Origin of the sequence: Variovorax sp. dw_954 (genome assembly GCF_018449755.1) — a bacterium.
In the GTDB taxonomy this organism is placed as follows: Bacteria; Pseudomonadota; Gammaproteobacteria; order Burkholderiales; family Burkholderiaceae_C; genus Variovorax.
Genome location: NZ_JAAVVD010000026.1, coordinates 53,566 through 78,313, shown reverse-complemented (window position 1 = coordinate 78,313; position 24,748 = coordinate 53,566). Strand labels below are relative to the sequence as shown.

Below are 24,748 nucleotides of genomic sequence, written 5' to 3'. Positions count from 1 at the left end.
ACGCAATTTCTCTTCGTCGCAAACACCCCGCTGCTGTACGCTGCCATGAGGAGGGACTTCCCATGCAGCAATCGGCAGCGCAGGACACCGCGTCTGGCGCAAGGATCAAGGTCGCGGTTCTTGGCGGCGGCCCCGGCGGCATCTCGGCGGCGTTCTGGCTGAGTGCGACGCCCGCACTGCGGGCGCGCTATGAGGTCACCGTGCATACGCTGGGCTGGCGACTCGGTGGCAAGTGCGCGAGCGGGCGCAACATGGCTGTCCACGGGCGCATCGAGGAGCATGGCCTGCACATCCTCATGGGTTGCTATCAGACAGCGTTCCAGACGATTCGCGCATGCTATGCCGAGTGGACGCCACGCGCGTCCAGTCCCTTCAAGGCCTGGACCGACGCCGTGACCCCGCAGTGGAAGGCAGCGGCCGAGGAGCAGGCGACCGGCGTTACGCCGCCGTTGTGGGCACCCTGGACCTTTACGCTGCCCGAGCGCGCCGGTCTGCCCGGGGACCCCGTCTCCCCGGCCGCTACCGAGGCCCTGGTGGGCGTCATGGCCGAATCGGTGCAGGCGCTGCTCGATGAGAACCTCGATCCGGCCTTGGCCGCACAGTTGAACTACGGACCGGCGCTGGCCCTGCTGCGCCGGCTCGCGTCCTCCCCGGTCTTGCAGGACGGCCCCACCGCGGGCATCGATGCCACCCGCGTCGAACTGCAGGAGGCGGCTGAACGCGTCCGCGCGCAGCTTGCGGGCTGCCCCGACAGGAGCGACCGCGCCACGTCGGCTGCGACGGCGGCGAGCCTTCCCGTGCTGGTGACCCACGTCCTGATCCTGGCCGACCTGGCGATGTCAGTCGGGCTCGGCTGGCTTTTCGACCTGTGCGGGCGCGGGCCTTCTGCCTACGACACGTTGAACGCGCAGGACTTCCGCGACTGGCTGGGCGGCCATGGCGCGACGCAGGCGGCGCTGGACTCGGCGCCGATCCGTGCGCTCTACGACCTGACCTTCGCCTATCGCAACGGAGACGCCACGACGCTCGCCAACGGCTCGATGGCCGCCGGAGTGACCTTTCGCTTCGTGATGGACCTGGCCTTGGGCTATCGCCACGCGCCGTTCTGGAAGATGAACGCCGGCACCGGCGACGCGTTGTTCACGCCGCTCTACCAGGTCCTGGCAGCGCGCGGCGTGAAGATCGATTTCTTCCATCGCGTGACCGGCATCGCGTTGAGCGCCGACAAGTCGAAGATCGGCGCCATCCAGATCGACCAGCAGGCCGAAGTCGTCGGCGGCAGCTATCAGCCCTTCGTGGTCGTGAAAGGCCTCGACTGCTGGCCGGACCAGCCGCTGTGGGAGCAGCTCGTGAACGGCGCTCGACTGCGCGCGGACGGTGTCAATTTCGAATCGAGCAGCGATACGACATCGGCGGGGCAGGTCGAGCTGTTGCTCGGCACGGATTTCGACATGGTCGTGCTGGCCGTGCCACCCGATGTGATCGAGGCTGTCGCACCGCAGCTTGCGGCCGCGAATGCACGATGGTCGAGCATGGTCGCGCAAAGCATCTCGGTGGCCACCGAGGCCTTTCAGCTCTGGCTTGCGCCGGGTCTGGACAAGCTCGGATGGACATCGGATGCGACCATCGTGTCGGCCTATGCGGAGCGCTTCGACTCGTGGGCCGACATGTCGCAACAGTTGCCACTCGAGGACTGGCCGGCAGCCGGTGCGCCACAAGCGATCGAGTATTTCTGCGGCTGCATGCCCGAGGATGCCCCGCCCGCGGACCCCTGCCAGGACGCGCAGGCCTGGCTCGATGCGTCGATCGCAGGCCTGTGGCCCTCGGTCGCCGTGCCAGGCGGCCCGATGAAGCCCGGCACGGAAATGTCGCGCTACTGCCGCGCCAACCGGGAGGGCTTCGAGCGCTATGTGCAGACGCCGGCGGGCAGCGTGCAGTACCGGCTGCCACCGGGGCCCGCGCAGTTCGGCAACCTGTACCTCGCGGGCGACTGGACGCTGACTCGGTTCAGCGGCGGCTGCTTCGAATCGGCCATCGAGTCGGGGTCGCTGGCCGCGGCCGCGATCGCCGCGCAGAACCCCTGATACGACTCGCAGTCAAGCGCAGGACAAGGCGGTCCAACGCGGTCATGCGTTTGATTGCAAAGTCGTCAAGTCGTCGACACCACGACCGCGCCCGGCTGCGCCGTGAAGTCGAATGCCAGCCAGGCGGCGAACTCTATGGGGAGCGTCGTCTGCCCGGGCGTCGGTTCGGTGCCCAACAGGTCGCGCACGACCTGGTGGCTCTCGCAAGTCGCGATCTCGAGCGCAAAGTCGGACGCATGCAACAGCCCGCCGCCATGGAAGCCGGTCAGCTGCGCCGGTGAATCGACGATGGCCTGGAAGCAGGCGAGGCCCGGGTCGAGCGAATCGCGCAACTGCTTCATCTGCACCGTCGGTATGGTGGGGCCGGCGATGAGTGCCTCGAGGTGCTCGCCAGCGAAGCCCCCCAGCAGGCTTTGGGCGATCGCCCGGGCCGCATCGTGGCCATCGGTCCATTGCATGGTCGCGCCGGCGGCCGGCAGTGCCGATCGGCTCGTCACCGTCAACAGCGGACGGATCTGCGCCTCGGTATTGGCACCGAGGGTATCGAACACCGTCGTCGAGCAGGTGAAAGCGCCGGCCCCGTGCGGTGAATCCGCCGGCACCGCGATGCGCGCCCACACCTTGGGCCAACCCCAGACGTCGCGCCCGGTCAGCAGGCCGATCGTGTAGTTGATGAAGATGTAGGGCGTCCACAGGACGATGCGCAGCGTGCCGCGCTCATGGTTGGTTTCGAGCAGCGGCACCCAGAGCGCGCACTCGCGCCCCGGTTCCCAGCCGATCGCATCGACCTGCGAGGTGCAGCGATCGACCGTCATGAAGCTGATCATCGAGAGCCCGGCCAACACCCGGTAGTGCACGCGGCTGCCGCCCACCGGGTTCAACAAGGCATCGACCAGTTGCTGGGTCGCGGCGACCTGGGTCTTGAAGCCGAACGCAAAGCTCCTGGCGCCGGTGAACACTGCCGGCTGCGCGAGGCTTGCCGCTCCGTGCCCGATCCAGGAGATGAAGGGAGGAAGGGTGGCCATGGTGGTTCAGCTTTTTTGCGAAGGCTTGCGTTGCAGGAAGTCGTAGCCGACGATCGTCGCTGGCTGGCCGCAGATGGCGCGCGACGCGGCCATGCCGGACATCACCGCGCCTTCGATCGCTGTCGTGTTGAAGCCGTGGCGCGTGGCCTCGCCGGCGAGGATCAGGTTGGCAAAGCCGCTTTCGGCCGGGTGCAAGCGGTACTTCGTGGTGCCCGCAGCGGAGAGCACGCAGCATTCGGTCGGGTCGATGTTGGCGCGAAGGAACTGCTGGTCGAAGCGCGGCGTGCCGCTGGGTGGGCCGCCGGTCGCGCCGCTGAAATCGGAGAGGACCTCGAAGCGGAACTTGCCCTCGGGCGTGCGGGCCGCGGGCCAGATGCAGGCCGAGGCGTCGTTGAGCCAGTCCACTGCCTGCGAGCGCAGTTCGTTCCACGCCTGCGCCGGGACGCCGGCCTGGGTCGACGGCTGCCGGTAGAGCGTCGTCGACCAGGTGCCGCACAGGTAGTGCAGCGACTTCGGCTTCGGGAAGCCGACGGCAGGCTCGACCGCAAGCACCTGCGTCATGTCGGCCCAGATGTTCAGGTACTCGGGCCCCGACACGGTGGCCGGCTTGCCGCTGGTCCAGCCGAGTTCATCGAGCGTCTGGTTGGACCAGAGCTGCAAGCCCTGGGTCGGGACGATGCCGATGTTGTTGACGAAGTCCGCGAACCGGCCGCCCCGCTGGAGCAGTGCATCGCACATGGTCGGCTCGTCGTTGAGCGGCTTGTAGGCGCCCATCGAGATCGCGAGCACGACGGTATCGAATTCGCTGCCACGGTTGAGCACGACTTCCTGGCCCACGGGCGGCCAGTTGCACCAGTGGCTTTCGAAGTCGACACCGGCGGCCTTCATCTTCGCGCCGTCGACGAGTTGGTCCCAGTCCGGCTCGCTGGGCCAGCAGACCAGGTTCTCGAGGACGAAGGTCGGGCGGTAGTCGCCTTGGGCCATGTCCGCCTGGCGGGCCATGCGCACCGTCTCGATCTGCTGGCCATCGGCCGAGAGTTCGAGCTTGGTCACCTTGTGGAAGAACTCAACCTTGACGCCGGCCGCCACCAGGGCCTCGTAGAGCGGCGCCACGACTGCCTCGCCCATGCCGGTCTGGATGTCCCACATCATCGAGCCCTTGAAGGTGCCGATGAGCCGGGCGCAGACGCCGAGGGCCGTGCCGGCCGCATAGGACGGGCGCTGCACGTCGCCATCGGCGTACTGGAACAGGGTGTCGTAGACGATGCGGGTGACCGTCGAAGTCGCCACGATGCCCGGGTTGGCGCCATGCTGGATGAGCCAGGCACGGAAGTCGACTTCGTCGAGGGATTCGAAGGGCCGGTCGGGCAGCACCAGGTCGATGAAGTACCCGGCCGCAGCGGCAATCGCGATGTCGATCAGTTCCTCGACCACCTGCCGTTCGATCGCCGACGCGCTGCCAGCCACGGCGGGGCCGGCGCGCACGACGGCGTCGTGGAAGCTTGCCTGCATCTGGCGGTGCAGGTCCAGCAGGTCCGCGACCTGCCGTGCATCGACCAGCGCCGGCTCGGCGAGCAGCGCTTTCATCCACAGGTTGCCGGCATCGACGAGTTCATGCAGCGCCATCCCCGCCGCATGCGAGCCGAAGAACAGTTCCTTCGCGCGTTCCAACTCGGTTCCGGCCAGTTGCGCGAGCGTCGATGCGGCAAAGCCGCTCGGCAGTGGCTGCGCGGCCGGCCCTGCAGGCGCTGCGGTGGCGGGCGCTGCAGCAACAGGCGCTGCGGCGACAGGCGCAGCCCCGAGGCCGTGGATCACATTCTTCACGACCAGCACGAACAGGTTCCACATCGTGGTCCAGGCTTCGGCCGGCGTCATGTCGACACCGCCCTGGCCCGGCGTGCCCTGGTTGGTCGGCCAGGTCAGCGGAAAGTAGCTGAAGCCGCTCGCGGTCCTGACGCCGATCGGCGTGTAGAGCTGCGGCTTGGCCACGTCGGTCCAATGCTGCAGCGGGCAACCCGGCGGCGGCGTGCGGTTCGCGTAGATCTCCTGGACCATGTGGAAGACGTTGGCATAGCAGCCGAACCAGACGTGCAGGCCGTGCTCGAGATTGCGGCCGAGCGCGTCGCGCCCGCTGGCCGCCTTGCCGCCCAGCCGCCAGCCCATCTGGTACAGCGTGACCTCGTGGAGACCACGCAATTCAGGCGTGCGCGTGAGTTCCCACGCGGCGCTGAGGCCGGCCATGCCGCCTCCGAGGATGGCAATCTTCTTCGGGGTCGTCATGCATGCCCTTGTGGTTGAGTTTGCGATTCGAGTGCGCCGCGCAGTGCGGAGGTCTTGCCGTCGTTTGACGCCGGCAGCAGCGGCCCGAGCGTCCAGGGGTTGGCGCCCAGCCTCTCCAGGATTGCCCCGCCGCGTTGCTGGTGTTCGCGCTGCTGCGTCGGCGATTTCTCCACGCCGGCCAGCGCCAGGCGGCACAGCGCTTCCTCCAGCGGCAGCGAGAAATCGACGGCCTCGCGGATGCCCTTGTGCCAGTGCGCGGCCGCCTCGTCCGGCTGCCCCGACGCGAGCGCCAGGCGGCCCCGCAGCAGCCTTTCGCGGGGCTTGAAGATCACGATCTTGCTGGCGAAGCGAGAAGCCGCGCGGCAGGCGATGCGTGCCGGGTCCATGCGCGTGTTCAAGGCAACGTGGGCTTGCGCCGGGCCCTGGGCCAATGCCAGGTGGACCTCGGCCACGGCCGCCACGCTGAGCAGGGCGATGCCCATCGTCGGCGCGCTCTCCAGCATGTTGTCGAGCGCCGTCGTGGCGGCGCGCAGGGCCTGCACGGCATTGCCGGCCTGCAGGTGCGCTGCGGCCTCGATGCCATCGCACAGCAGTCGTTCGGCGCGATGCAGGGCCTCGTCGCGCACCAGCGCGATGCGGCGCAGGGCCTGGACCGGATCGCTGCCGGACAGCATGTCGATCAATGCCACTCCGCACAGCACCCAGGCGCGCACCGGCACGTTCTCGACCTGCTCGGCCTCTTCGCCGAAGGAGCGCAGCGTCGCCGCCGCCTTCGCATAGTCACCGCGCAGCAGGTCGCTGTATGCCTGGATGACGCGGCACGACTGGAAGCGGAAGCGGTCGCCGATGCGTTGGTAGATCGACGCACCCGCGTCGCAGTGACGATCCATCTCTGCCCAATGCCCGGCCTGGAAGGTATAGACCGCGGACAGCAGGTGCGCGAAGCCCTGGTCGTGCAGCGACCCGGCCTGTTCCGCGAGTGCGATGGACCTCCGCCCGTAGAAGCCGGCGACGCGGTGGAACCCGGCGGTGCCGAAGCCGATGGCCAGTCCGCCGAATCCCTCGACCATCTCGCCGACCGATGCCGCTCGCTCGGCACGGTTCAGCGATGTCAGGGTGTCGTGCAGCAGGCCGATCGCATCGCCCCGGAAGTAGGCGCGTTCGGCGCGACGGGTGAAGATGTGCGCGCTCAGCCGGTCTCGTGCGCGGGCCTCCTCGTCCTTGTGTCGCCGCATCAGGCCCGAGCGATGGAGCAACTGGCGCGTGGCTTCCACGGCCAGGCTGGCCGTCACGGCCGCGCGACTGGCAGGCACGCGGATCTCGTTGAGCGTTGCGCACACGCCGAACCAGCTGTGGGCCTCCTCGAAGCGCGAGAGTTCGTGGCAGGCGTCGCCCTGCAGTCGCGCGAGCTCGGCCTCCTGCTGCGCCGGCAGGACGATGCGGGCCTGCGCGGCCACGCGCTGCAGGTGGCCGACGTGGTTCAACGCATCATGGTTGGCGCTGCGCTCGATGGCGAAGGTGGCCGCCAGCTGGCGGTAGCGGATGGCCGTGTCGAACTGGGTGGCGTGCTCCCAGTGGTGGGCCAGTTCGGCGAAATGCGGTGGGAGTTCGCCGGCATGGCGTTGCTCGATGAACTCGGCCAGTTGCCGGTGCAGCGGCTGGCGTTGCCGCAGGGTCAGCAGGTCGTAGGTGACCTCCTGGATGATGGCGTGGTGGAAGACATAGGCGCCGACGGACTGCGCGTCGGGTTCGAGGATGGCGGCCGTCACCAGGTCCTTCAGCATGGCGTCGATCCCGGCGTCCTCTACCGGAAGCGGATAGATCGCCCGCACCACCTCGACCGACACCGAGCGGCCGATGACGCTGGCGACCTTGGCCGTCATCAGGTGGGAGGGGGCCAGGCCGTCGAGCCGGCTGACGACCAGGTCCCGCACGTTCGTCGGAACGATGTCCGATTCGAGGTCCGACTCCACGATCCGGATCTTGCCGTCCCTGACCGCCAGCACGCCGCGCTCCAGCAAGGCCAGCGTCAGCTGCACCGCGTGGAAAGGCAGGCCCTCGCAACGCCGGTGGATGAACTCGACGAGCCGCTTCGCGACCACGGGCACGCCGAGCAGGTCGGCGACGATGGCCTGGATCGAATCCATCGGCAGTCGCGAGAGCGAAAGCCGCGGGCGCGCGAGCTCGAACAGTTGCACGCCGTGCGGTGCGGCGCTGCCATCCAGCGGACGCGATGCCAGGACCCACAGCAGTTGGGGCAAGCGCTTGCACAAGCCGAGCATCAATTGCGCCGAGGGCTGGTCGATCCAGTGCAGGTCATCGACGGCCAGCACGAGCGGGGCGTCGGCCGCTGCGCGGAGCAGGAGCGCGGCGAGCAGGTCCTCCAGGCCGGCGAGCCGGGCCTGGCCGCTGATATGGGCCGCCAGTCCGTCGTCCTCGAAATGCAGCGGCAGGATGTCTTCCATCAGCGCGACTCTGGCTTCCGAGGGGTCGCCGCGCAGCGCCTCGGCCAGCCGCTCCTGCAGCAGCACAGGCGGCGCATCGGGTGGGTCGCCCTGCTTCCATAAAAGGCGTTTCACCAGGGCGCGGCACGCCGCGTACGCCTCGAGCGTCTGGAACGCCGAGGCCGTCGCGAGGATGACGTTGAAGCCACGCGCGCGCGCAGCCATTTCAACCTGTCGCAGGAGGTGCGACTTGCCGCCACCGGACTCCGCCTCGATCGCGACTACGGCGCCCTGGCCTTGCGCCAAGCCATCGAGCGCCCGGTCGAAGGCATGGACCTCGCTGTCGCGGCCATGCAGCCACTTCGGTCCGCGCGCTTGCGGTGCGCCCGCATCGGGGCCTGGGTTGAAACGGTGCGCCATCAGTGGTTCGCGCATGCCCTTGATGACGACGGGCAGCGGCGTGGCGAAGCGGAAGTGCGAGGCGGAGGCGGCCGCACGCACGGTCGCGTCGTCGACCAAGATGCCGCCCTGGGCGCCCTGCATGAGCCGCGCGCCGCGATACATCAAGGGTCCGTTGACCAGGAAGTGCCGCCGCGTGCGGCTGCCCACGTCGCCGCAGAAGGCGCGCCCCGTGGAAACGCCGATCGATGATGCGTGGCCCTGCGCGTGCAGGCCGTCGTGGATGCGGCGCGCGACTTCGAGCGCACGTGAGGCATCGTTCTCGCGTGCCTGCCCGGGCAATCCGCAGGCGACCAGCACGATCACGCCCTTGTCGCCGACGGCCAGCTCGAACACCCCGGCCCGCAGCGGGTCGATGGCGGACTGCATCGCGTCGATCGCCTGGCGAATGCGGTCGGCGAAGTCTTCGGCGCCCAGGTCCAGGTCGCTCAGATGCGTATAGACGATGCTGAGCATGCGGAACTCCGCCATCCAGCCTGCTTCGGAAGCGGCGGCGCGCTCCATGACGACGCGCGGCACGTAGCGGTGGGCGCGTGCGTCCACCGGCTCGTCGCAACCGGCGGACGGCATGCCAATCGTCGCCACGGCGTTTCGCAACGAGACGAGACGCCGGAACGTATTCCCCTTCCTTTCGGTGCTCGCGATCGGGCCGACGCGCTCGGCAAAGCCCTCGGTCATGACGATTTCGCCGGGGTCGCCGGCATGCGCGAGCGTCGCGAGCTCGTGGATCGGCGCGCCGGTGACCAGGAGGAAGCCGCGCTCGCCCTGGTTCTGGAAGCCGATGGCCGTGATCGGCCCCGCCGCCAGCGCGATGCGGTGACGCAGCACCACATCGAACATGAGCGGCCGTCCGTCGAACGCGTCCCGTAGCGCGATCGCCGCGCGGGCCGCCCGGCTCGCAGGGTCGTCCGACACTGGGTCATCGCGCCAGACGGCCAGCACCGCATCGCCTTCGACCTGCACCACGTCGCCGCCGTACGCGGCCACGATGTCGAAGACCTCGCCGAAGTAGCGATCGAGCACGGTGTTGAGGCGCTCGGCGCCATGCGGGCCCTCCGCCTCGAAGCGCTCGGTCAGCGGCGACGACCCGGCGATGTCGACCAGCAGGACCACGGCGGGGAATGCTTCGCGCCAGGAGGTCTGTTCCGCTGCCCCTGCTTGCAATTGCGTCTTCAGCAATTGGGAGAGGTAGGCGCCGGGCTGCATGACCGAATGTAAACCGCGCACCGGCGCAGCGGAACCCCTTGCGCGCGACGTTGGCGTCTGTTGGCTGGCGGCCGGCCCCATGGCGCGGCTGGCGGAAACGGCGCAGCATCGGGGCACGAACGCACGATGACCCAGACCTGTACCGGCTGCGGTGCCCAGGCGCCGCCTGACGCTTCCTTCTGCCCGCGCTGCGGCCGTCGGCTGGCGTGTCTGTGCCCGGCGTGCGGTTGCGCATGCGACCCGGACTTCGCGTTCTGTCCGCGCTGCGGTGCGCGACGCGAGTCCAACGCCGCGCCGCTGGTCGCACCACCGCCATCGCCAGCAGCAATTACGACAACGCCCGCAGCAGCGCCAGCGACCGAGACCGCCGACCACGAGGCCGACCGCCGCCAGGTCACCATCCTCTTTGCCGACCTCACCGGCTTCACCTCCCTGGCCGAGCGGCTCGACCCCGAGACCGTGCGCAGCTTCCAGAACGCCTTGTTCGAGACGATGGCCCAGGCCATCGCCCACTACGACGGCTTCGTCGAGAAGTTCGTCGGCGATGCGGTGATGGCCGTGTTCGGCGCGCCGCGCGCGCACGAGGACGACCCGCTGCGCGCCATCGAGGCCGCGCAGGAAATGCTGCAGGGGGTGGAGCGCCTGAGCCAGCGCTGGGCCGCGCGACTGGGCCGTGGCGTGACGCTGCACATCGGCGTGCACACCGGCGCCGTGGTCGCCGGCAGCCTGGGCAGCGGTGCGGGCGGCACCTATGCCGTGACCGGCGACACGGTCAACACCGCATCGCGCCTGCTCACGGCCGCGGAGCCCGGTACGGTGCTGGTGTCGGAGGCGACGCAAGCCATGGTGCGGCACCGCTTCGACTTCGACGCGCCCGCCGAACTGGCGCTGCGCGGCAAGGCGCAGCCGATGCGGGTGTATCGACTGGTCGGCCTGCGCAAGGACGAGGCCTCCGCACGCGGCCTGGCCGACCTGGGCCTGGCCGCGCCGATGGTCGGGCGCGGCGATGCCATCGAAGGCCTGCTGGCCGCGTTCGACCGCATGCAGCAGGGCCGGGCGCAACTGGTGACGCTCACCGGTGAGGCGGGGGCCGGCAAGTCCCGACTGCTCGCCGAACTGTTCGCGCGGCTCGCGGATGACCCGCGCCTGGCCGCCACAGGTGTGCGCCGAACCACCTGCTCGCCACTGGGCGAACCGACCTACGGCGCCTTTGGCGCATTGTTCCGCGATGCCTACCGCGTGGAGGCCGGCGATTCGCTGGACGTGGCCCGGCGCAAGCTGCAGGAAGGCTTGCTGGCCCTCGGCGCCGATGCCGACGAGGCCGCAGCAGTCGCGCAGGTCATCCATTACCTGCTCGGCATCCAGGAAGGCCGCCCGCCCGACATCGAGCCCGAGCAGTTGCAGCGCCAGATCTCGCTGGCCGCGCGCGCCTTGATCGAACGGCGGCTGTCGGCGCAGCCGCTCCTGCTCGTGATCGACGACCTGCAATGGGCCGATGCCGCATCGCTCGGCCTGCTGCGCGAAGTCGTGGACCACTTCGTCGACCGGCCGCTGATGCTGCTGGTCGCGCAGCGCCCCGACGCGCGAGCGCTGCATGCCGTGCGGGCCGAGCCATCAGCGGTCGAACTCGGCCCGCTGCGCGACGACGAGGCGCGCGAACTGGTGAACCATCTGCTCGGCGCCCCGGCGGGCGACGACCTGGCGGCGGTGCGCGAGCTGGTCGCGGCGCGCGCTGGTGGCAATCCGCTGTTTGTCGAGGAGATCGTCCGCAGCCTGGCCGGTGCTGGCGTGCTGGCGCGCCAGGGCGACCGGTGGGTCTGCGAGGCGGCGCACGAGGCGGTCGACGTGCCGCAGACGCTCTACGGCCTGCTGCTGTCGCGCATCGACCGGCTCGGCGCGGAAGATCGCCACGCCTTGCAGGAGGCCGCAGTGCTGGGCGCCCGGTTCAGCCCCGCGCTGTTGCGGCACATCGCCAGCGAACCGGCGTTCATCGATGCGGCGCTGGCCCGGCTCGCCGCCGCCGACCTGGTCCGCGCCGGCGCGACGGAGGCCGCGGACTGGCGCTTCACCCACGCGCTGCTGCATGACGTGGCCTATCAGAACCTCTTGCTCACGCGGCGCACCGAACTGCATCACCGCGCCGGCCGCGCGCTCGAAGCCGAGACCCGCATCGCGGCGGAACAAGACGCCGATGCCACGACGGGCGCCCGTGATGAAGCACGCAGCAGCAGCCCGCGCCGGCTCGCCGAACTGGAGGCGCTCGGCCATCACTGGAGCCTGTCGCCGGACAAGGCCCGCGGCGCGCACTACCTGCTGGCGGCGGGCGACTGGGCGCGCGGCGTGTATGCCAACGACGATGCGCTGCGCCACTACGAGCGCGCCTTGTCCACCCTCGCCGATGCGCTGCCGGAAACGCCGCAGGCCATCGCGGAGATCGAGGCCGCCCAGCTCGATGCGCGCGAACGCCTGGGCGACCTGTTCGGCCTGCAGGGCCGGCGCAGCGAAGGGCTGGCGCACTACGACGCGGTCAGGCTGGCCATCGAGGCACACGATGAACCCGTGCGCACTGCGCGCGTCCTGCGCAAGATCGGCGGCCTGCACTGGGAGGCCGGCGAACGCGAACGCGCCGGCGCCTGTTTCAGCGCCGGCCTGGCGCGCCTGGGCGAGGGCGGCGACCCCATCGAGCGCGCTCACCTGTTCCAGGAGATGGGCCGCCTCGCCTTCCGCGCCGGCGACAACGCCACCGCCCTCACGCTCGCGCAACGCGCGCTGGGCGAGGTTCCCGCCGACGCCGACACCGACGGCGCGGGCCGCACGCGCGAAGCGATCGTGGTCCGTGCCGCGGCCTGCAATACGCTGGGCGTCACGCTCGCGCGGCTCGGCCGGCAGGCGGAAGCCGTGGAACAGATCGAGCTCAGCGTCGCGCAGGCGGAGGCCCACAACCTGCTGCAGGCCGCCTGCCGCGGCTACACCAACCTCGGCGTGCTCTATGCGACGCTGGACCCGCAGCGCAGCATCGACACCTGCCTGCGCGGCCTCGCGACCGCGAAGAAGGTCGGCGACCTCGGCTTCCAGTCGCGCCTGTATGCCAACTTGGCCGTCGCCTATTGCGCGCTGACCAACCGCTGCGAGGACGAGGGCATCGAGGCCGCGCGCGCCGCCGCCAGCCTGGACCGCCGCCTCGGCCTGCTCGACCACCTGGCCGTTCCGCTGATCGTGCTGGGCCAGATCTACCAGTGCCACGGCGACTCGGCGAAGGCGTTCACGTCTTATACGGAAGCGTTGCAATTGGCCGAGCAGATCGACGAGCCGCAATTGCTCTTCCCTTGCTACGATGGATTGGCTACCCTGTACCTCGACGCGGGACGCCCGGCCCAGGCCGAGGGCTGGTTCCAGAAGGCCCAGGCGGTCTGCGAACGCGCCGGCCTGGAGCCCGACGCGCTGATGGTGCTTCCGTTCCTCTGCTGACATTTCTCTGCCGAATTTGCCAAAGGAGTCGACATGACTGCTGCAATGACGCATCCCGTGGGGCCGGGCCAGCCGGCGCCCGATTTCTCGCTCCCGGCAGTGGCCGGCTCCGACACCATTTCACTGGCCGACTACCGTGGGCGCAGCCCGGTGTTCCTCGCGCTCATGGTCGGCCTGTGGTGCCCGTTCTGCCGACGACAACTGGCCCAGATCAGCGGCTACGAAGGCAAGCTGAAGGCGCTGGGCGTCGAAAGCCTGGCCGTCGTCGCCACCGACCCCGAAAACGCGCGCATGTACTTCAAGTTCCGGCCCACCAGGCTGCGCCTCGCGTCCGACCCCTTCCTGTCGACGCACCGCGCCTTCGGCGTGCCCAAGCCCGAGCCGAGCCCGGAGATGCTGGAAGCGCTGGAGCAGATCATCGTCAATCCCTTTGGCGACCTTCCCGAGCCGATGCCCATCGTGGCTGCCGCCAAGGCGATGGACCGGATCGACGGCTACGTCCCCACGCCGAGCGACCAGAGCGATGTCGATCGGCAATGGCCGCAACTGAAGGCGCTGTTCATGATCGACCGCGAGGGCATCGTGCGCTGGGCCTGCATCGAGTGCCAGGACGAAGGGCTGGCCGGCATCGGCAAGCTGTCGTCGGAAGAGTCCATCATCGAGGCGGCACGCACGCTGCTGCACTGAGCTCGCTCACTGCACGCTGCCTTCCGCCGCCAGCCCCGCCGGCCGGGTGCTGGCCGCGACCATCGCTTCCAGCCGCTGCCGGTCGGCGATCAGGCGGCCGGCCACCAGCGACACGACCTGGAAGCCGAAGGCCGGGTTCTGGAAGTACAGCTCCCGGAAGGTGTGCTCGTCGATGCGCAGCACCGTGCACTTGGTGACGCAGCGCGCCGTCAGCGTGCGGCGCTTGTCGGGCGCGAAGAAGGCGATCTCGCCGAACAGCCGGCCGGGCTCCATCTCCTGACGGATCTCGACGAACTCCATGCGGCCGTCGGCCAGAAAGTACAGGTGCGAGGCCTCGTCGCCCTTGCGGAACAGCACCTGTCCCGCGCGCAGGCGCTGCTTGCGCATGTAGGGCCGCAGCCAGACGCCAGAGAGGTCGCTCTGCTCGGCCGCCTTCGTCACCTGCCGCGTGAGCCGCGCCATTTCAGCGAGGCGCCAGATGTTGATCGGCAGCAACGCGCCGTGCAGCAGGATCATGATGAAGGCCGGGTGCAGCGCCCCGTAGACCAGGAAGCCGACATTACCCGCCACGGCCAGGTAGCGCAGCGGGATCATGGTTTTCACGAAGGAGCTGACCACCACCAGCAGCCCGGCGATGCCCGCCGCGAAGAGCGCGATGGTGCCCGAGGTGGTGGCGAGCGCGGTCTCCAGGCTATTGGTGGCAAGCGCGTACAGGTCAGGCATGGCCATGCGAGTTCCTCGTTGAGCACTTCAAATGTGCCACAGGCGGACGTTTGACCGTGAGGGTGTGGATGCTGATACTGGCCCTGCGCCCGCACCCGGACCTATCCCATGGCCATGCCAATGCGGAGTCGCCGCCGATGCCATGACCGATCCCCCCGTCAAGCACAGGCTCACAGCCATCCTCGCGGCCGACGCCGTGGGGTTCTCGCGCCTGATGGCGATGGACGAGGGCGCCACCGTCGCGGCACTCGATGCGGCACGCGCGCTGTTCCGGCAGCACGTCGGCGCGCACCATGGGCGCGTCGTCGACATGGCGGGCGACTCGGTGCTCGCGGTGTTCGATGCGGCCACCGCCGCGGTCGATGCCGCGCTGGCAGTGCAGCAGGCGCTGGCGCTGGCGACGCAGCCTGTGGCGGAAGACCGGCGCATGCGCTTTCGCATCGGCGTGCACCTGGGCGACGTGGTCGAGAAGGCGGACGGAACGGTCTATGGCGACGGCGTCAACGTCGCCGCGCGGCTGCAGGCGCTGGCGGACCCTGGCGGCATCACGGTGTCGGAGGCCGTGCGTGGGGTGGTGCTGGGTCGGGTCGATGCGCGCTTCAGGGACCGGGGGGAGCAGCAGCTCAAGAACATCGCCATGCCGGTCCATGCGTATGCCGTCGCGCTGGGAACGGTCGATGCCGCTGCGGACCCGGCCCGGGTCGCAGCCGGGGAAGCGCCACCGCTTGCGCAGCGCCCGCCGCCCCGCGCCGCCGCCCTGTTCGTGGGCCGCAGCCAGGAAATCGCGCAGCTTGCCAAGGCGCTCGACAGCGCGCGCCGCGGACAGGGGCAGGTGGTGCTGCTGGCCGGCTCCGGCGGCATGGGCAAGACGCGCCTGGCGCAGGAGATGGCCGCGCGCGCGGAAGCGCAGGGCGTGTCGGTGCTGTGGGGGCGCTGCCTCGAGGAGCCCGGCGCGCCGCCGTACTGGCCCTGGCGCCAGTTGATCCGTGGCTACCTGCGCGCCGGCGGCGATCCGCGCCCGGCCGAGACGCTCGGCGCCGGCCTGCCCGACATCGTCAGCATCGTGCCGGAAGTGGCCGAGTCCGTGCCGTTGCGGCCCGCCGCGGCCCATGCCGAGGCGCTCGACACCGCGCAGTCGCGCTTCCAGCTGTTCGACGCCGTGGCCGGCTTCTGGCGGCGCGCGGCCCGGCGCATGCCGCAGGTGCTGATCTTCGAGGACCTGCACTGGGCCGATGCGACCTCGCTGCGCCTGTTCGCCTTCCTCGCGGCGGAACTGGAGGACAGCGCGCTGCTGCTGATCGGCACTTACCGCGACACCGAGCTGTCGCGCCAGCATCCGCTGTTCGACACGCTCGGGGAACTCACGCGCTCGCCGGTGCTGCGCCGCATCGAGCTGGCCGGCCTGAGCGAGCGCGAGACGCAGGAGTTCATCGCGGCGGCGAGCGGCGGCCTGGCCGGCGCGCAGCTGGCGGACGCCATCCACGCGCGCACCGAGGGGCATCCGCTGTTTCTCGAAGAGACGATGCGCTTCATGACCGAGACGCGCACGCCGCATGCCCCCGGGTCGATGGCCGAGCTGCTGCAGAAGATTCCCACCGGCGTGCGGGAGGTGATCGGCAAGCGCCTGAACCGCCTCAGCGTGCCGGCATCCAGGCTGCTCTCCATCGCCGCCTGCATTGGCCGCGTCTTCGAACTCGACCTGCTGGCCGGACTCGACACCGACAAGTCCGAGGACGAGGTGCTCGTGGCGTTGGAAGAGGCCCTGGCCGTGCACCTCATCGAGCCGGTGCCGCAGTCCCGGCGGTTCCGCTTCAGCCATGCCCTGATCCGCGAATGCATCTACGACGAGATGCTCGGCCTGCGCCGTGCGCGGCTGCACCTGCGCATCGCGGAGATCCTGGAAGCGCGGGACGGCGCCGACCGCCCGGCGGTGTTGCCGCAACTGGCCTACCACTTCAGCGAAGCCGGACCGGGCGCCGCCGCAAAGGCGCTCGCCTATGCCCGGCAGTCGGCCGAACATGCGGCGCAGCTGCTCGCCTTCGAGGAAGCCGCTCGCCTCTACCGGCTGGCCCTTCACCTGCAACAGCAGCACTTCGGCAAGGACGCGGCCGAGCGTTGCGGCCTGTTGCTGAAGCTGGCGGAGGTCGAGATGCTGCTCGGCGCCGGCGAGCCCGCGCGTGCCGCCTGCCTGGAGGCCGCCGGCCTGGCGCGCGGCCATGGCCTCGCCACGCTGTTCGCGCAGGCGGCCATGGGCTTCGAGCTCAGCAACGTCGAGTCCGCGCGATCGGGCGAACTGTCGGTAACGCTGCTGCTGGAGGCGCTCGCGCTGCACCGTGCCGACGACCCCCTGCGCGTCGAACTGCTGGCGCACCTGTGCCGCGCCTACGTCTACTGCAACCTCGCCGACGAGGCCAAAGACGCGCACCGCCGCGCCGTGGCGCTCGCGCGGCAGATCGGCGACCGGCAGGGCCTGTGCCTGGCCCTGACCTCGATCGCCGCGGGCGTCTATTGGCCCGACCAGTTGCGCGAACACCTGGCCGCTGCCAGCGAGGCCTGGGGCATCGCCGACAGCCTGAACCTGCCGCGCCACCTGCTGCGCCTTCTGCCGTACTTCCTGATGGACCTCATCCGCATCGGCGACGTGGCAACGCTGGCCCGCGTGCGGGCGCATGGCCTGCGCAGGGCGCAGGCAACGGGGGCGCTGCACGAGCAGGCGATCTGCAACTACGTCGAAGGCGTGATCGCCATCAGCGAAGGGCGCTTTGCCGATGCCGAAGCCTGGGCCGGCAAGGCGCTGGCGATCGGCCGCCGCGCCAACGAGGCACTGGCAGTCGGCGTCTACGGGATGCAGATGTTCTGCCTGCGCCGCGAGCAAGGCCGCCTGCGCGAGACCTTGCCGCTGTTGCAGCACTTCGTGCGCACCACGCCCCAGGCGCAGACCTGGGTGCCCGGCCTGGCCGTGCTGTATGCCGAGCTCGACATGCGCGCCGAATGCGAGGCGCAGTTCGAAAGCCTGCCCTGGGACCGCGCGCTGACGAGTGCGATCGATGCCAGCACGATGACGGTGATGATGTTCGCGGCCGAGGTGTGCGTCTACCTCGGCGACGCCGCGCGCGCCGCGGTGCTGTACCCGGTGTTGAAGGGCTATGCCGGCGCCAACCTGGTGGCCGACTCGGGCGGGCCCTGCCTCGGCTCGGCCGACCGCCTGCTCGGCGGGCTGGCCATGGTGATGCGGCAATGGGTGGTGGCGCAGCGCCACTTCGAGGCCGCGCTGGCGATGGACAGCCAGACCGGCTCGCGCACCTGGCTCGCGCACAGCCGCTTTGCGTACGCGGTCATGCTGCACCGGCGGGCGCTGGCCGGCGACACCGACCGCGCCCTCGCGCTGCTGGCTGAGGCACAGGCCGAGACCACCGTGCTCGGCATGCAGGCGCTGAAGCAGCGCATTGCAGCATTGGCGGCCACCATCGCCGCGCCGCCGCCCACCTTGCCCTGCGGCCTGACCGAACGCGAGGTCGGCGTACTGCGGCTGATCGCCATGGGCCGCAACAACCGCGAGATCGGCCAGGTGCTGCAGATCAGCCCGAACACCGTGGCCAACCATGTGCGCAGCATCCTCGAGAAGACCTATACGGCCAACCGGACGGAGGCGGCTGCGTTTGCGCGTCGGGAGGGCTTGCTCAATGAGTAGCCTCGGCCACGGCCTCCTCGGCGGGATGGATGTTCTGGTTCACCCGGAACAGGTTCTCCGGGTCATAGCGGCGCTTGATCTGCGCCAGCCGCGGATAGTTGTCGCGGTAGGCCGCGCGGATGCGCTCGTCGCCCTCGTCCATCATCATGTTCACGTAGGCGCCGCCGGCCGAGTAGGGATGCAGCGCGTCGAAGTAGTTCTTGGTCCAGGCGGTGATCTTCGGCGCGTCCTGCGGGTCGGGGCTGACGCCGACGACCACCTCGGCCCAGTTGGCATGGCGGTAGGCGAAGGGCGTGTCCGACGACTTTGCCCGATGCGCCGCGCCGTCGATCGGGTAGAGGTGCATGGTCGACTGTCCCGTAGGCATCTGCGCGCCCCAACGCGCATGCTCGGCAATGGCCGCGTCCGACAGCTCGTTGACGAAGTCGGCGCGCCAGTACCACTGGTGGCCTGGCGGATAGAGCCCGTCGAAGGCGCCGTTCAATGCGGGGAAGGGCATCGGTTGCACGCCGTGTAGCAAGGGGGAATTGAACTCGGCCACCGGCTTGAACACCGCGTCGGCCTGTTCGAGCGGACCGGTGTAGCACCAGATCACGCCGCACACCGGCCGCCCGTGCAACGCCTCGGGGAATGGCGGGACCGGCGGCACCGAGGTGAAGGCAAAGAACCCGTTGAGGTCTTCCGGCGCCTTTGTGATGAAGTCCCGATACCAGCGCAGCACTTCGGCCGATTTGTCCAGGTCCCAGAAGGTCGGCCCCGCGACCACCATCGACACCGGATGCAGCCGGAACACGAAGGAGGTCACCACGCCGAAGTTGCCGCCGCCGCCGCGCAGCGCCCAGTACAGGTCGGGATGCGATTCGGCGTTGGCCGTGACCAGCGAGCCGTCGGCCAGCACCACGTCGGCCTCGAGCAGGTTGTCGATGGTGAGCCCGCACTTGCGCGACAGGTGCCCGATGCCGCCGCCCAGCGTGAGCCCGCCGACGCCGGTCGTGCTGATGATCCCGCAGGGCGTGGCCATGCCGAAGGCGTGCGTCGCATGGTCCACGTCGCCCCAGGTGCAGCCGCCTTCGACGCGCACGGTGCGCGCCTGCGGATCGACGCGGATGCCCTTGAGCCCCGACAGGTCGATGACCAGCCCGTCGTCGCAGGTGCCGAGCCCGCCGCCGTTGTGCGCGCCGCCGCGCACCGCCAGCAGCAGCGCATGGTCGCGCGCGAAGTTGACGCTGTGGATGACATCCGCCACATCGCGGCATTGCACGATCAGGCGCGGGGTGCGATCGATCATCGCGTTGTAGACCTTGCGCGATTCGTCATAGTCGGCGTCGCCGGCCTGCACGACGCGTCCGCGCAGCGTGGCGGAAAACTGGGCGATGGACTCGGGGTTGAGCATGATGTTTCTCCGGTAGATGGCGCGTTCGTCTGAACGCTGGACCACGCTCCCGTTGTACGCATCACGCCGCAGCGCCGGAATAGTCAGTTCTGACCACCGGGGGCGGTCGAGCGAACTATCGGACTGCTCAGGCCGCTGCCGCGAGCATCCGCTCCGGATGGAATTGCGAGACCTCGATGATCACGTCGGCGGGCACGTTCGCGCGCCGCGCCGCATCACGGATCGCTTCCGGACTGGTGGCCTCGTACAGGCAATAGGACTTGCGCTTGTCCGCGCTCAGGAACGAGAACAGCCAGTTCACGCCTTCCTCGCCATTGATCTTGGTGATCGCGGTGACGCCATCGACGTCGAGTTCGAGCTGCTCGGCGAAGTTGCGCTCGATGAGAAACAGGGGCATGGGACCCTCCGGGACCGGGTTGGCCTCCCTCGTCTGGCGACGCCACGTTAGCGGGCCCCCCGGCACTTGGCAATTTGCCGAAAAGCGTAGCGTCCCCTGCGGAGGGTAGACCGAAAGGCGAGCCCCCTACACCTAGAAATCCACCAGGCTCAACCCCACGCTCAACACCGTGCGCTTGCGGTTGTAGTCCACCAGCGTGTCGCCATAGCCGTGGAACAGTTGCGTATGGAAGCGCAGGTTGCTCTTGGCCGGGTCGCCGATCACCTTGAACCATTCGAGCCGGATCGAGCCCTTGCCGTCGCTGCGCAGGTTGTTGCGCAGCGTGGCCGACACCAGGTTGTCGCGGTTGATGTTCCAGCTGCCAGTGAGCTCGGCGCGGCCGATGTAGTCCTCGATGTCAGGGTTGTCGTCGGTGGCGACGCTTTCGTTGATGCGCTTCCAGATGCGGCCGGTGAGGGTGAAGCGTTGGTCCAGCTCCACGCCCGCCATCAGGTAGTAGCGGTTCCAGCTGCGCGACAGGGGCAGGCTCTGGCCGTTCGAGTTGTGCGCGAGGCCCAGCCCCGCATAGCGCCAGCGCCAGCCGCCGGGCAAGGCCACGTCGGTGGGATAGACGTACATCATCTCGGGCTCGTGGTCGGTGGTGCGGAAGGGGCGCGAGATGTCGGCATTGAACACCTGCCAGGTCGACTGCTGCGAGTAGGCGAACCACAGCGAGTCCTTCTTCTCGGGATCGTTGCCGGTGAGCAGGCCCTGCGCCAGCTTGGTCCGCATCGACAGGCCGATGCGCATTTCCTGCGCCTGGTAGGGGACGAAGGTGCCGGTGTGGCCCTCGGCCGGCGATGTGGGAATCTTGGGCTTGCCGTCGGCGATGGCCAAGGACACATCGAGCGGCCGGTAGCCGCGAAAGGTGAAGGTGCCGCAATCCGAGCCCTTCTCCAGTTCCCAGAAGCGCGACAAGGTCGAGTACTGCCGGTCGCGACAGCCTTCCTCGGAGGACACGCTGACCACGCGGGTGGCCGGCACGCTGGCATCGACCGGCGCGGGCTGCGTGGCCTCGAGCACCGGTGGCGCGGCGGGCACGGCCGCGGCCGGCAGCGTCTGCTGCTGGGCCCAGCGGTCGAAGCAGGCCAGGCGCGCGTCGTTGTTGTTGGCCAGGCGCTGGCAGGCCTGCCAGGTCAATTGCGATTCAGACAGGGGGCTGGGCGGTTGCTCTGCGGCCTGCGATGAAATAGAGCTGAGGCCCAGCACCGCGAAGAACGCGGGCAGGGCCATTGAAGGCTTGGTCATTGTTGAGTCGAAGGCGACGTGTTGCCACGCGCGGATGAAAGCTTGCGCAGCACGAAATGCGTGCTGCTCTCGTCGGCGGACTTGCGCCACGTCCCTTCGAACACTTTCCCACACGACCCGGGCTTCATGCTGCCGGACCACACCGCGTTGATGGTGTGGCCATCGTCTGACTGGTCGATGCTCAGGATGCCCTCGTCGTCGATGTCGCCGGCGATCTGCGACAGCGTCGGGTTGCCTTCGCGCGTGACGGTTCCGCGTACGCCGGCGTAGTCGGGGTGCCGCGCCATCTCGACGATGGCTGTGCCGGGCTGGCCGTCGATACTCAGCTCCCAGCGGCCGAACAGGGCTTCGAGCGGCAGTGATTGCGTGTCCGGGGGACACATGGGGGGAATGGGTGCCGACGGCATCGGCGCATCGACCTGTGCCGCCGCGCCGGTCCATCCAGCGCAGGCGATCGCGAGGATCGCCAACCAACGCACGCCGGTCATGGCGCGGCGGCGGCAGCCGACGCTGCGGCGCCATCCGCCGCGCGCTTGGCGAATTCGGCGCGCAGGGCCTTGAGCTTTTCCCGCGGGTCTTCCTTGGCGGTGGTCTTGTCGAGCGCCATCTCGGCGATGAAGCGGCTCGGGATGGCCTGCACCATCTCGCGGCCCTTCTTGCGCTTCTTGGTCCAGCTTACGGCCAGCGTGCGCTGTGCGCGCGTGATGCCCACGTACATGAGGCGGCGTTCTTCCTGAAGCCGTGTCAACGTGTCGTCGCTGATCTTTTCCTGCCGGCCGTTGTCGTCGTCGAGCTTGAAGGGCAGCAGCCCTTCGGTCACGCCGATCAGCATCACGTGCGGCCATTCGAGACCCTTGGACGCATGCAGCGTGGACAGCGTGACCACGTTCTGGTCCTGCTCGCGCTCGCTGATGGTCGACAGCAGCGAGATCGTCTGCGCCACTTCCAGCAGGCTCTTGCGCTCGCTCACGACATTGGCGCCGCTGCTGTCGTCGATGGTGCCACCGGCACGCTGCGTCATCCAGTCGACGAACTCCAGCACGTTGGTCCAGCGCGCGGCAGCGGCCTGTTCGCTGTCCTCGCCGTCGTAGAGATGCTTCTCGTAGTCGATCTCCTTCAGCCACTCCATCATGAAGGCGCGAGAGTCCTCGGCGCCGTGCGTGTGGCGGGCCTTGTACTCGAGCTCGTTGATGTAGCGGCCGAACTCATGCAGGCCTTCGAGCGCGCGCTTCGCCATCACGCTCGGCAGCGAGGAACTGAACAGCGCCTCGAACAGGCTGATCTTGTATTGCGACGCGAACACGCCCAGCGCCTGCAGTGTCTGGTGGCCGATGCCGCGCTTGGGCGTGGTCACGGCGCGCAGGAAGGCCGGGTCGTCGTCCTGGTTCACCCAGAGGCGGAACCAGCCGCACAGGTCCTTGATCTCGGCACGGTCGAAGAAGCTCTGCCCGCCCGACACCTTGTACGGAATCTGCGCCTTGCGCAGCGCCTGCTCGAATACGCGGGCCTGGTGGTTGGCGCGGTAGAGGATCGCGAAGTCGCGGAACTCCTTGTGCTGCGAAGTCTCGCGCAGGCCCTGGATGCGGGCCACGGCGCGCTCGGCCTCGTGCGCCTCGCTGTCGGCATCGACGATGCGCACCGGCTCGCCTTCGCCCAGTTCGCTGAACAGCGTCTTGGGGAACAGCTTGGGGTTCGGCCCGATCACGTTGTTGGCCGCGCGAAGGATGGCGCTGGTGCTGCGGTAGTTCTGCTCGAGCTTGATGACCTTCAGGTTGGGGAAGTCGACCGGCAGCTTCTTGAGGTTGTCGAGTGTCGCGCCGCGCCAGCCGTAGATCGACTGGTCGTCGTCGCCCACGGCGGTGAAGCGGCCGCGCTCGCCGACCAGCGCCTTCAGCACCTCGTACTGCGTGGCGTTGGTGTCCTGGTATTCGTCGACCAGCACGTGGCCCAGCGCGGCCTGCCACTTGGCGCGCACGTCGTCGTGGTCCTTCAGCAACTTCAGCGGCATGCCGATGAGGTCGTCGAAGTCGACGCTCTGGTAGGCCGCCAGCCGCTCCTCGTAGCGGGCCATGATCCGCGCGATCACGCGCTCGTTGTCGTCGGCGGCCTGCGCCTCGGCCTGCGCCGAGTTCAGGCCCATGTTCTTCCACTTGCTGATGGTCCACTGCCAGATGCGGGCCGTGGCCGCATCGGTGGTGCCGCCGGCGTCCTTCAGGATCTTGGTGACGTCGTCGCTGTCCAGGATGCTGAAGGCGGGCTTCAGGCCGAGCACGGCGCCGTCCTCGCGCATCATGCGCACGCCCAGCGCGTGGAAGGTGCAGACCATCACATGCTTCGCGTCGCGCCCGATCAGGTGCTTGGCCCGCTCGCGCATCTCGGCGGCGGCCTTGTTGGTGAAGGTGATGGCGGCGATGCGCTTGGGCTCCAGCCCGATCTGGATCAGCCGGCCGATCTTCATCGTGATCACGCGCGTCTTGCCGGACCCCGCGCCCGCGAGGACGAGGCAGGGACCGCTCACATAGTTGACGGCTTCCTGCTGGGCAAGATTGAGACCGGAAGACATGGGGGGAGGGGGGACCAGACGGAAAGCGCGCAATGATACCGGCCGGCCTCTCGCAGTCTGGTTACATTTGGCAATGATTGCGCAGGGCGCTGCCGGCCGCGTTGCCGGTTGCAAGCAATGTATCGCTGCGGGCCGCGGCCCGACTATTGCGTCAAGACACCGAGCTTGTAGGGATCGGCATCCGACACCCGATCGCAGCGCGACAGGTCGGAGCCCTGGTTGCCGTCGCAGTAGTAGGTGTTGTAGACCCGTCCGAAGAAGGTCGGCGTCGAGGTGAACAGCATGCCCTTGCCAGGCAGCCAGGCATCCTTTGCCCCGGGGCCGGCATCCGAGGCCGGTGCATCGGCGGGGGCGCTCGGGGACGCAGCCGACGCGACGTTCACTGGCCCCGCCGCGGGCGCCGGTGGCACCGCGGCCCGCGCCTCGTCGCTGCGCCAGCCGCCAGCGGCCAGCTCGGCAGCAGTCGGCCGGCGCGGCAGCGGGATCAGGAGCGCATTGACCTGTCCGCCGCGCCCGAAACGATGCTCCTTGCCGGCAAGGAAGGCGTAGGCGCAGGCGGCCTGGCACTGGCCGCGTGCCTCGGTCATCAGCCCCTTGCTGCGAATCACCTGCGCGTAGGCCTCCGCCACTTCAGCGCTGCCGCCGGTCGAGTTCTCGAACATCACGGTGCGCACGCGTCCGTTGCTGGCATGCTCGACAAATTCCGGCAAGGCGCTGCCGTCCAGCATCCCCGACACGACCATGCGGGTGCCCTCGACTTCGATCTCCGCCGCCAGCGCGGCAACGCTCATTGCCCCGACAGCGAGGGCGAAGACGATGAGTTTCGGCAATTTCAAGTGCATTTCCGCCGGATTTTGAACCAATGAGATACGTGCATACTGACAGCTTGCTGAGCGGTAGGCCGGCGTCAATCGATGTTTCAGAAAATTTCCTACACGCGGCGCGCACCACCTGCTGCAATAGTCCAACATCGTCCATTTGGCGAGTACCTAAGTTCACAGGCGGACTGTCAGAATGGATTGAATGCTCCTTGGAGAAACA

General features: G+C 69.0%; 14 protein-coding genes. 4 read left to right on the top strand and 10 right to left on the bottom strand.

Going from position 1 to position 24,748, the window contains the following annotated elements; genetic code table 11:
* Positions 1-62 precede the first annotated feature (62 nt).
* Positions 63-2,084 (top strand): FAD-dependent oxidoreductase, encoded by a 2,022-nt coding sequence (locus tag HB681_RS30300; protein ID WP_213958594.1) that lies wholly within the window; start codon positions 63-65, stop codon positions 2,082-2,084.
* Between the two features lie 65 nt (positions 2,085-2,149).
* Here HB681_RS30300 and HB681_RS30295 read toward each other — a convergent pair whose 3' ends face one another.
* Genes HB681_RS30295 through HB681_RS30285 form a run of 3 tightly spaced genes read right to left on the bottom strand, consistent with a single transcriptional unit; the run spans position 2,150 to position 9,498 of the window.
* Positions 2,150-3,109 carry an acetoacetate decarboxylase family protein gene (locus HB681_RS30295; RefSeq protein ID WP_213958593.1) on the bottom strand — a complete coding sequence of 320 codons (960 nt, stop codon included), beginning with the start codon at positions 3,107-3,109 and terminating at the stop codon, positions 2,150-2,152.
* Between the two features lie 6 nt (positions 3,110-3,115).
* Positions 3,116-5,389, bottom strand: a complete 2,274-nt coding sequence (locus HB681_RS30290) for an FAD-dependent oxidoreductase (protein WP_213958592.1) — start codon at positions 5,387-5,389, stop codon at positions 3,116-3,118.
* Entirely contained in the window at positions 5,386-9,498 is a 4,113-nt protein-coding gene (locus HB681_RS30285) for an adenylate/guanylate cyclase domain-containing protein (protein WP_213958591.1), read from the bottom strand. The genes HB681_RS30290 and HB681_RS30285 overlap by 4 nt, the downstream gene beginning before the upstream one ends.
* Positions 9,499-9,624: 126 nt before the next feature.
* On the opposite strand from HB681_RS30285, the gene HB681_RS30280 reads away from it, so the two are divergent.
* Together HB681_RS30280 and HB681_RS30275 are read left to right on the top strand one after the other, a co-directional pair.
* Positions 9,625-12,966, top strand: coding sequence for an adenylate/guanylate cyclase domain-containing protein (locus HB681_RS30280; RefSeq protein WP_213958590.1), 3,342 nt, complete (start codon positions 9,625-9,627; stop codon positions 12,964-12,966).
* Positions 12,967-12,999: 33 nt separating this feature from the next.
* Complete coding sequence (locus tag HB681_RS30275) at positions 13,000-13,653, top strand: redoxin domain-containing protein (protein ID WP_213958589.1); 654 nt, start codon at positions 13,000-13,002, stop codon at positions 13,651-13,653.
* 6 nt (positions 13,654-13,659) lie between these two features.
* Here the strand turns inward: HB681_RS30275 and HB681_RS30270 are convergent, their stop codons facing one another.
* Entirely contained in the window at positions 13,660-14,382 is a 723-nt protein-coding gene (locus HB681_RS30270) for a cyclic nucleotide-binding domain-containing protein (protein WP_213958588.1), read from the bottom strand.
* A 136-nt stretch (positions 14,383-14,518) separates the two neighbouring features.
* Between HB681_RS30270 and HB681_RS30265 the strand changes: the two genes are divergently transcribed.
* Positions 14,519-18,067 (top strand): AAA family ATPase, encoded by a 3,549-nt coding sequence (locus HB681_RS30265; protein WP_213958587.1) that lies wholly within the window; start codon positions 14,519-14,521, stop codon positions 18,065-18,067.
* Here HB681_RS30265 and HB681_RS30260 read toward each other — a convergent pair.
* From HB681_RS30260 to HB681_RS30235, 6 genes are all read right to left on the bottom strand, one after another.
* Positions 18,057-19,460 carry an FAD-binding oxidoreductase gene (locus tag HB681_RS30260; RefSeq protein WP_213958586.1) on the bottom strand — a complete coding sequence of 468 codons (1,404 nt, stop codon included), beginning with the start codon at positions 19,458-19,460 and terminating at the stop codon, positions 18,057-18,059. The two genes, HB681_RS30265 and HB681_RS30260, sit on opposite strands and share 11 nt — an antisense overlap.
* A gap of 127 nt (positions 19,461-19,587) precedes the next feature.
* A complete protein-coding gene (locus tag HB681_RS30255; protein WP_213958585.1) occupies positions 19,588-19,857 on the bottom strand; it encodes a DUF4242 domain-containing protein in 270 nt (89 codons plus the stop codon).
* Between the two features lie 132 nt (positions 19,858-19,989).
* Entirely contained in the window at positions 19,990-21,144 is a 1,155-nt protein-coding gene (locus HB681_RS30250) for a phospholipase A (RefSeq protein ID WP_213958584.1), read from the bottom strand.
* The gene (locus HB681_RS30245) at positions 21,141-21,632 is read right to left on the bottom strand and encodes a hypothetical protein (RefSeq protein ID WP_213958583.1); all 492 of its coding nucleotides are present in this window, start codon (positions 21,630-21,632) and stop codon (positions 21,141-21,143) included. Before HB681_RS30245 ends, HB681_RS30250 begins: the two co-directional genes overlap by 4 nt.
* Positions 21,629-23,707, bottom strand: coding sequence for a UvrD-helicase domain-containing protein (locus HB681_RS30240; RefSeq protein WP_213958582.1), 2,079 nt, complete (start codon positions 23,705-23,707; stop codon positions 21,629-21,631). Before HB681_RS30240 ends, HB681_RS30245 begins: the two co-directional genes overlap by 4 nt.
* Positions 23,708-23,850: 143 nt before the next feature.
* Positions 23,851-24,543, bottom strand: a complete 693-nt coding sequence (locus tag HB681_RS30235) for a hypothetical protein (protein ID WP_256735157.1) — start codon at positions 24,541-24,543, stop codon at positions 23,851-23,853.
* Between the last annotated feature and the right edge of the window lie 205 nt (positions 24,544-24,748).

Coding starts and splice junctions, on each gene's coding strand:
- HB681_RS30300 (WP_213958594.1), top strand. CDS start 63: ATGCAGCAATCGGCAGCGCAGGACACCGCGTCTGGCGCAAGGATCAAG.
- HB681_RS30295 (WP_213958593.1), bottom strand. CDS start 3,109: ATGGCCACCCTTCCTCCCTTCATCTCCTGGATCGGGCACGGAGCGGCA.
- HB681_RS30290 (WP_213958592.1), bottom strand. CDS start 5,389: ATGACGACCCCGAAGAAGATTGCCATCCTCGGAGGCGGCATGGCCGGC.
- HB681_RS30285 (WP_213958591.1), bottom strand. CDS start 9,498: ATGCAGCCCGGCGCCTACCTCTCCCAATTGCTGAAGACGCAATTGCAA.
- HB681_RS30280 (WP_213958590.1), top strand. CDS start 9,625: ATGACCCAGACCTGTACCGGCTGCGGTGCCCAGGCGCCGCCTGACGCT.
- HB681_RS30275 (WP_213958589.1), top strand. CDS start 13,000: ATGACTGCTGCAATGACGCATCCCGTGGGGCCGGGCCAGCCGGCGCCC.
- HB681_RS30270 (WP_213958588.1), bottom strand. CDS start 14,382: ATGGCCATGCCTGACCTGTACGCGCTTGCCACCAATAGCCTGGAGACC.
- HB681_RS30265 (WP_213958587.1), top strand. CDS start 14,519: ATGACCGATCCCCCCGTCAAGCACAGGCTCACAGCCATCCTCGCGGCC.
- HB681_RS30260 (WP_213958586.1), bottom strand. CDS start 19,460: ATGCTCAACCCCGAGTCCATCGCCCAGTTTTCCGCCACGCTGCGCGGA.
- HB681_RS30255 (WP_213958585.1), bottom strand. CDS start 19,857: ATGCCCCTGTTTCTCATCGAGCGCAACTTCGCCGAGCAGCTCGAACTC.
- HB681_RS30250 (WP_213958584.1), bottom strand. CDS start 21,144: ATGACCAAGCCTTCAATGGCCCTGCCCGCGTTCTTCGCGGTGCTGGGC.
- HB681_RS30245 (WP_213958583.1), bottom strand. CDS start 21,632: ATGACCGGCGTGCGTTGGTTGGCGATCCTCGCGATCGCCTGCGCTGGA.
- HB681_RS30240 (WP_213958582.1), bottom strand. CDS start 23,707: ATGTCTTCCGGTCTCAATCTTGCCCAGCAGGAAGCCGTCAACTATGTG.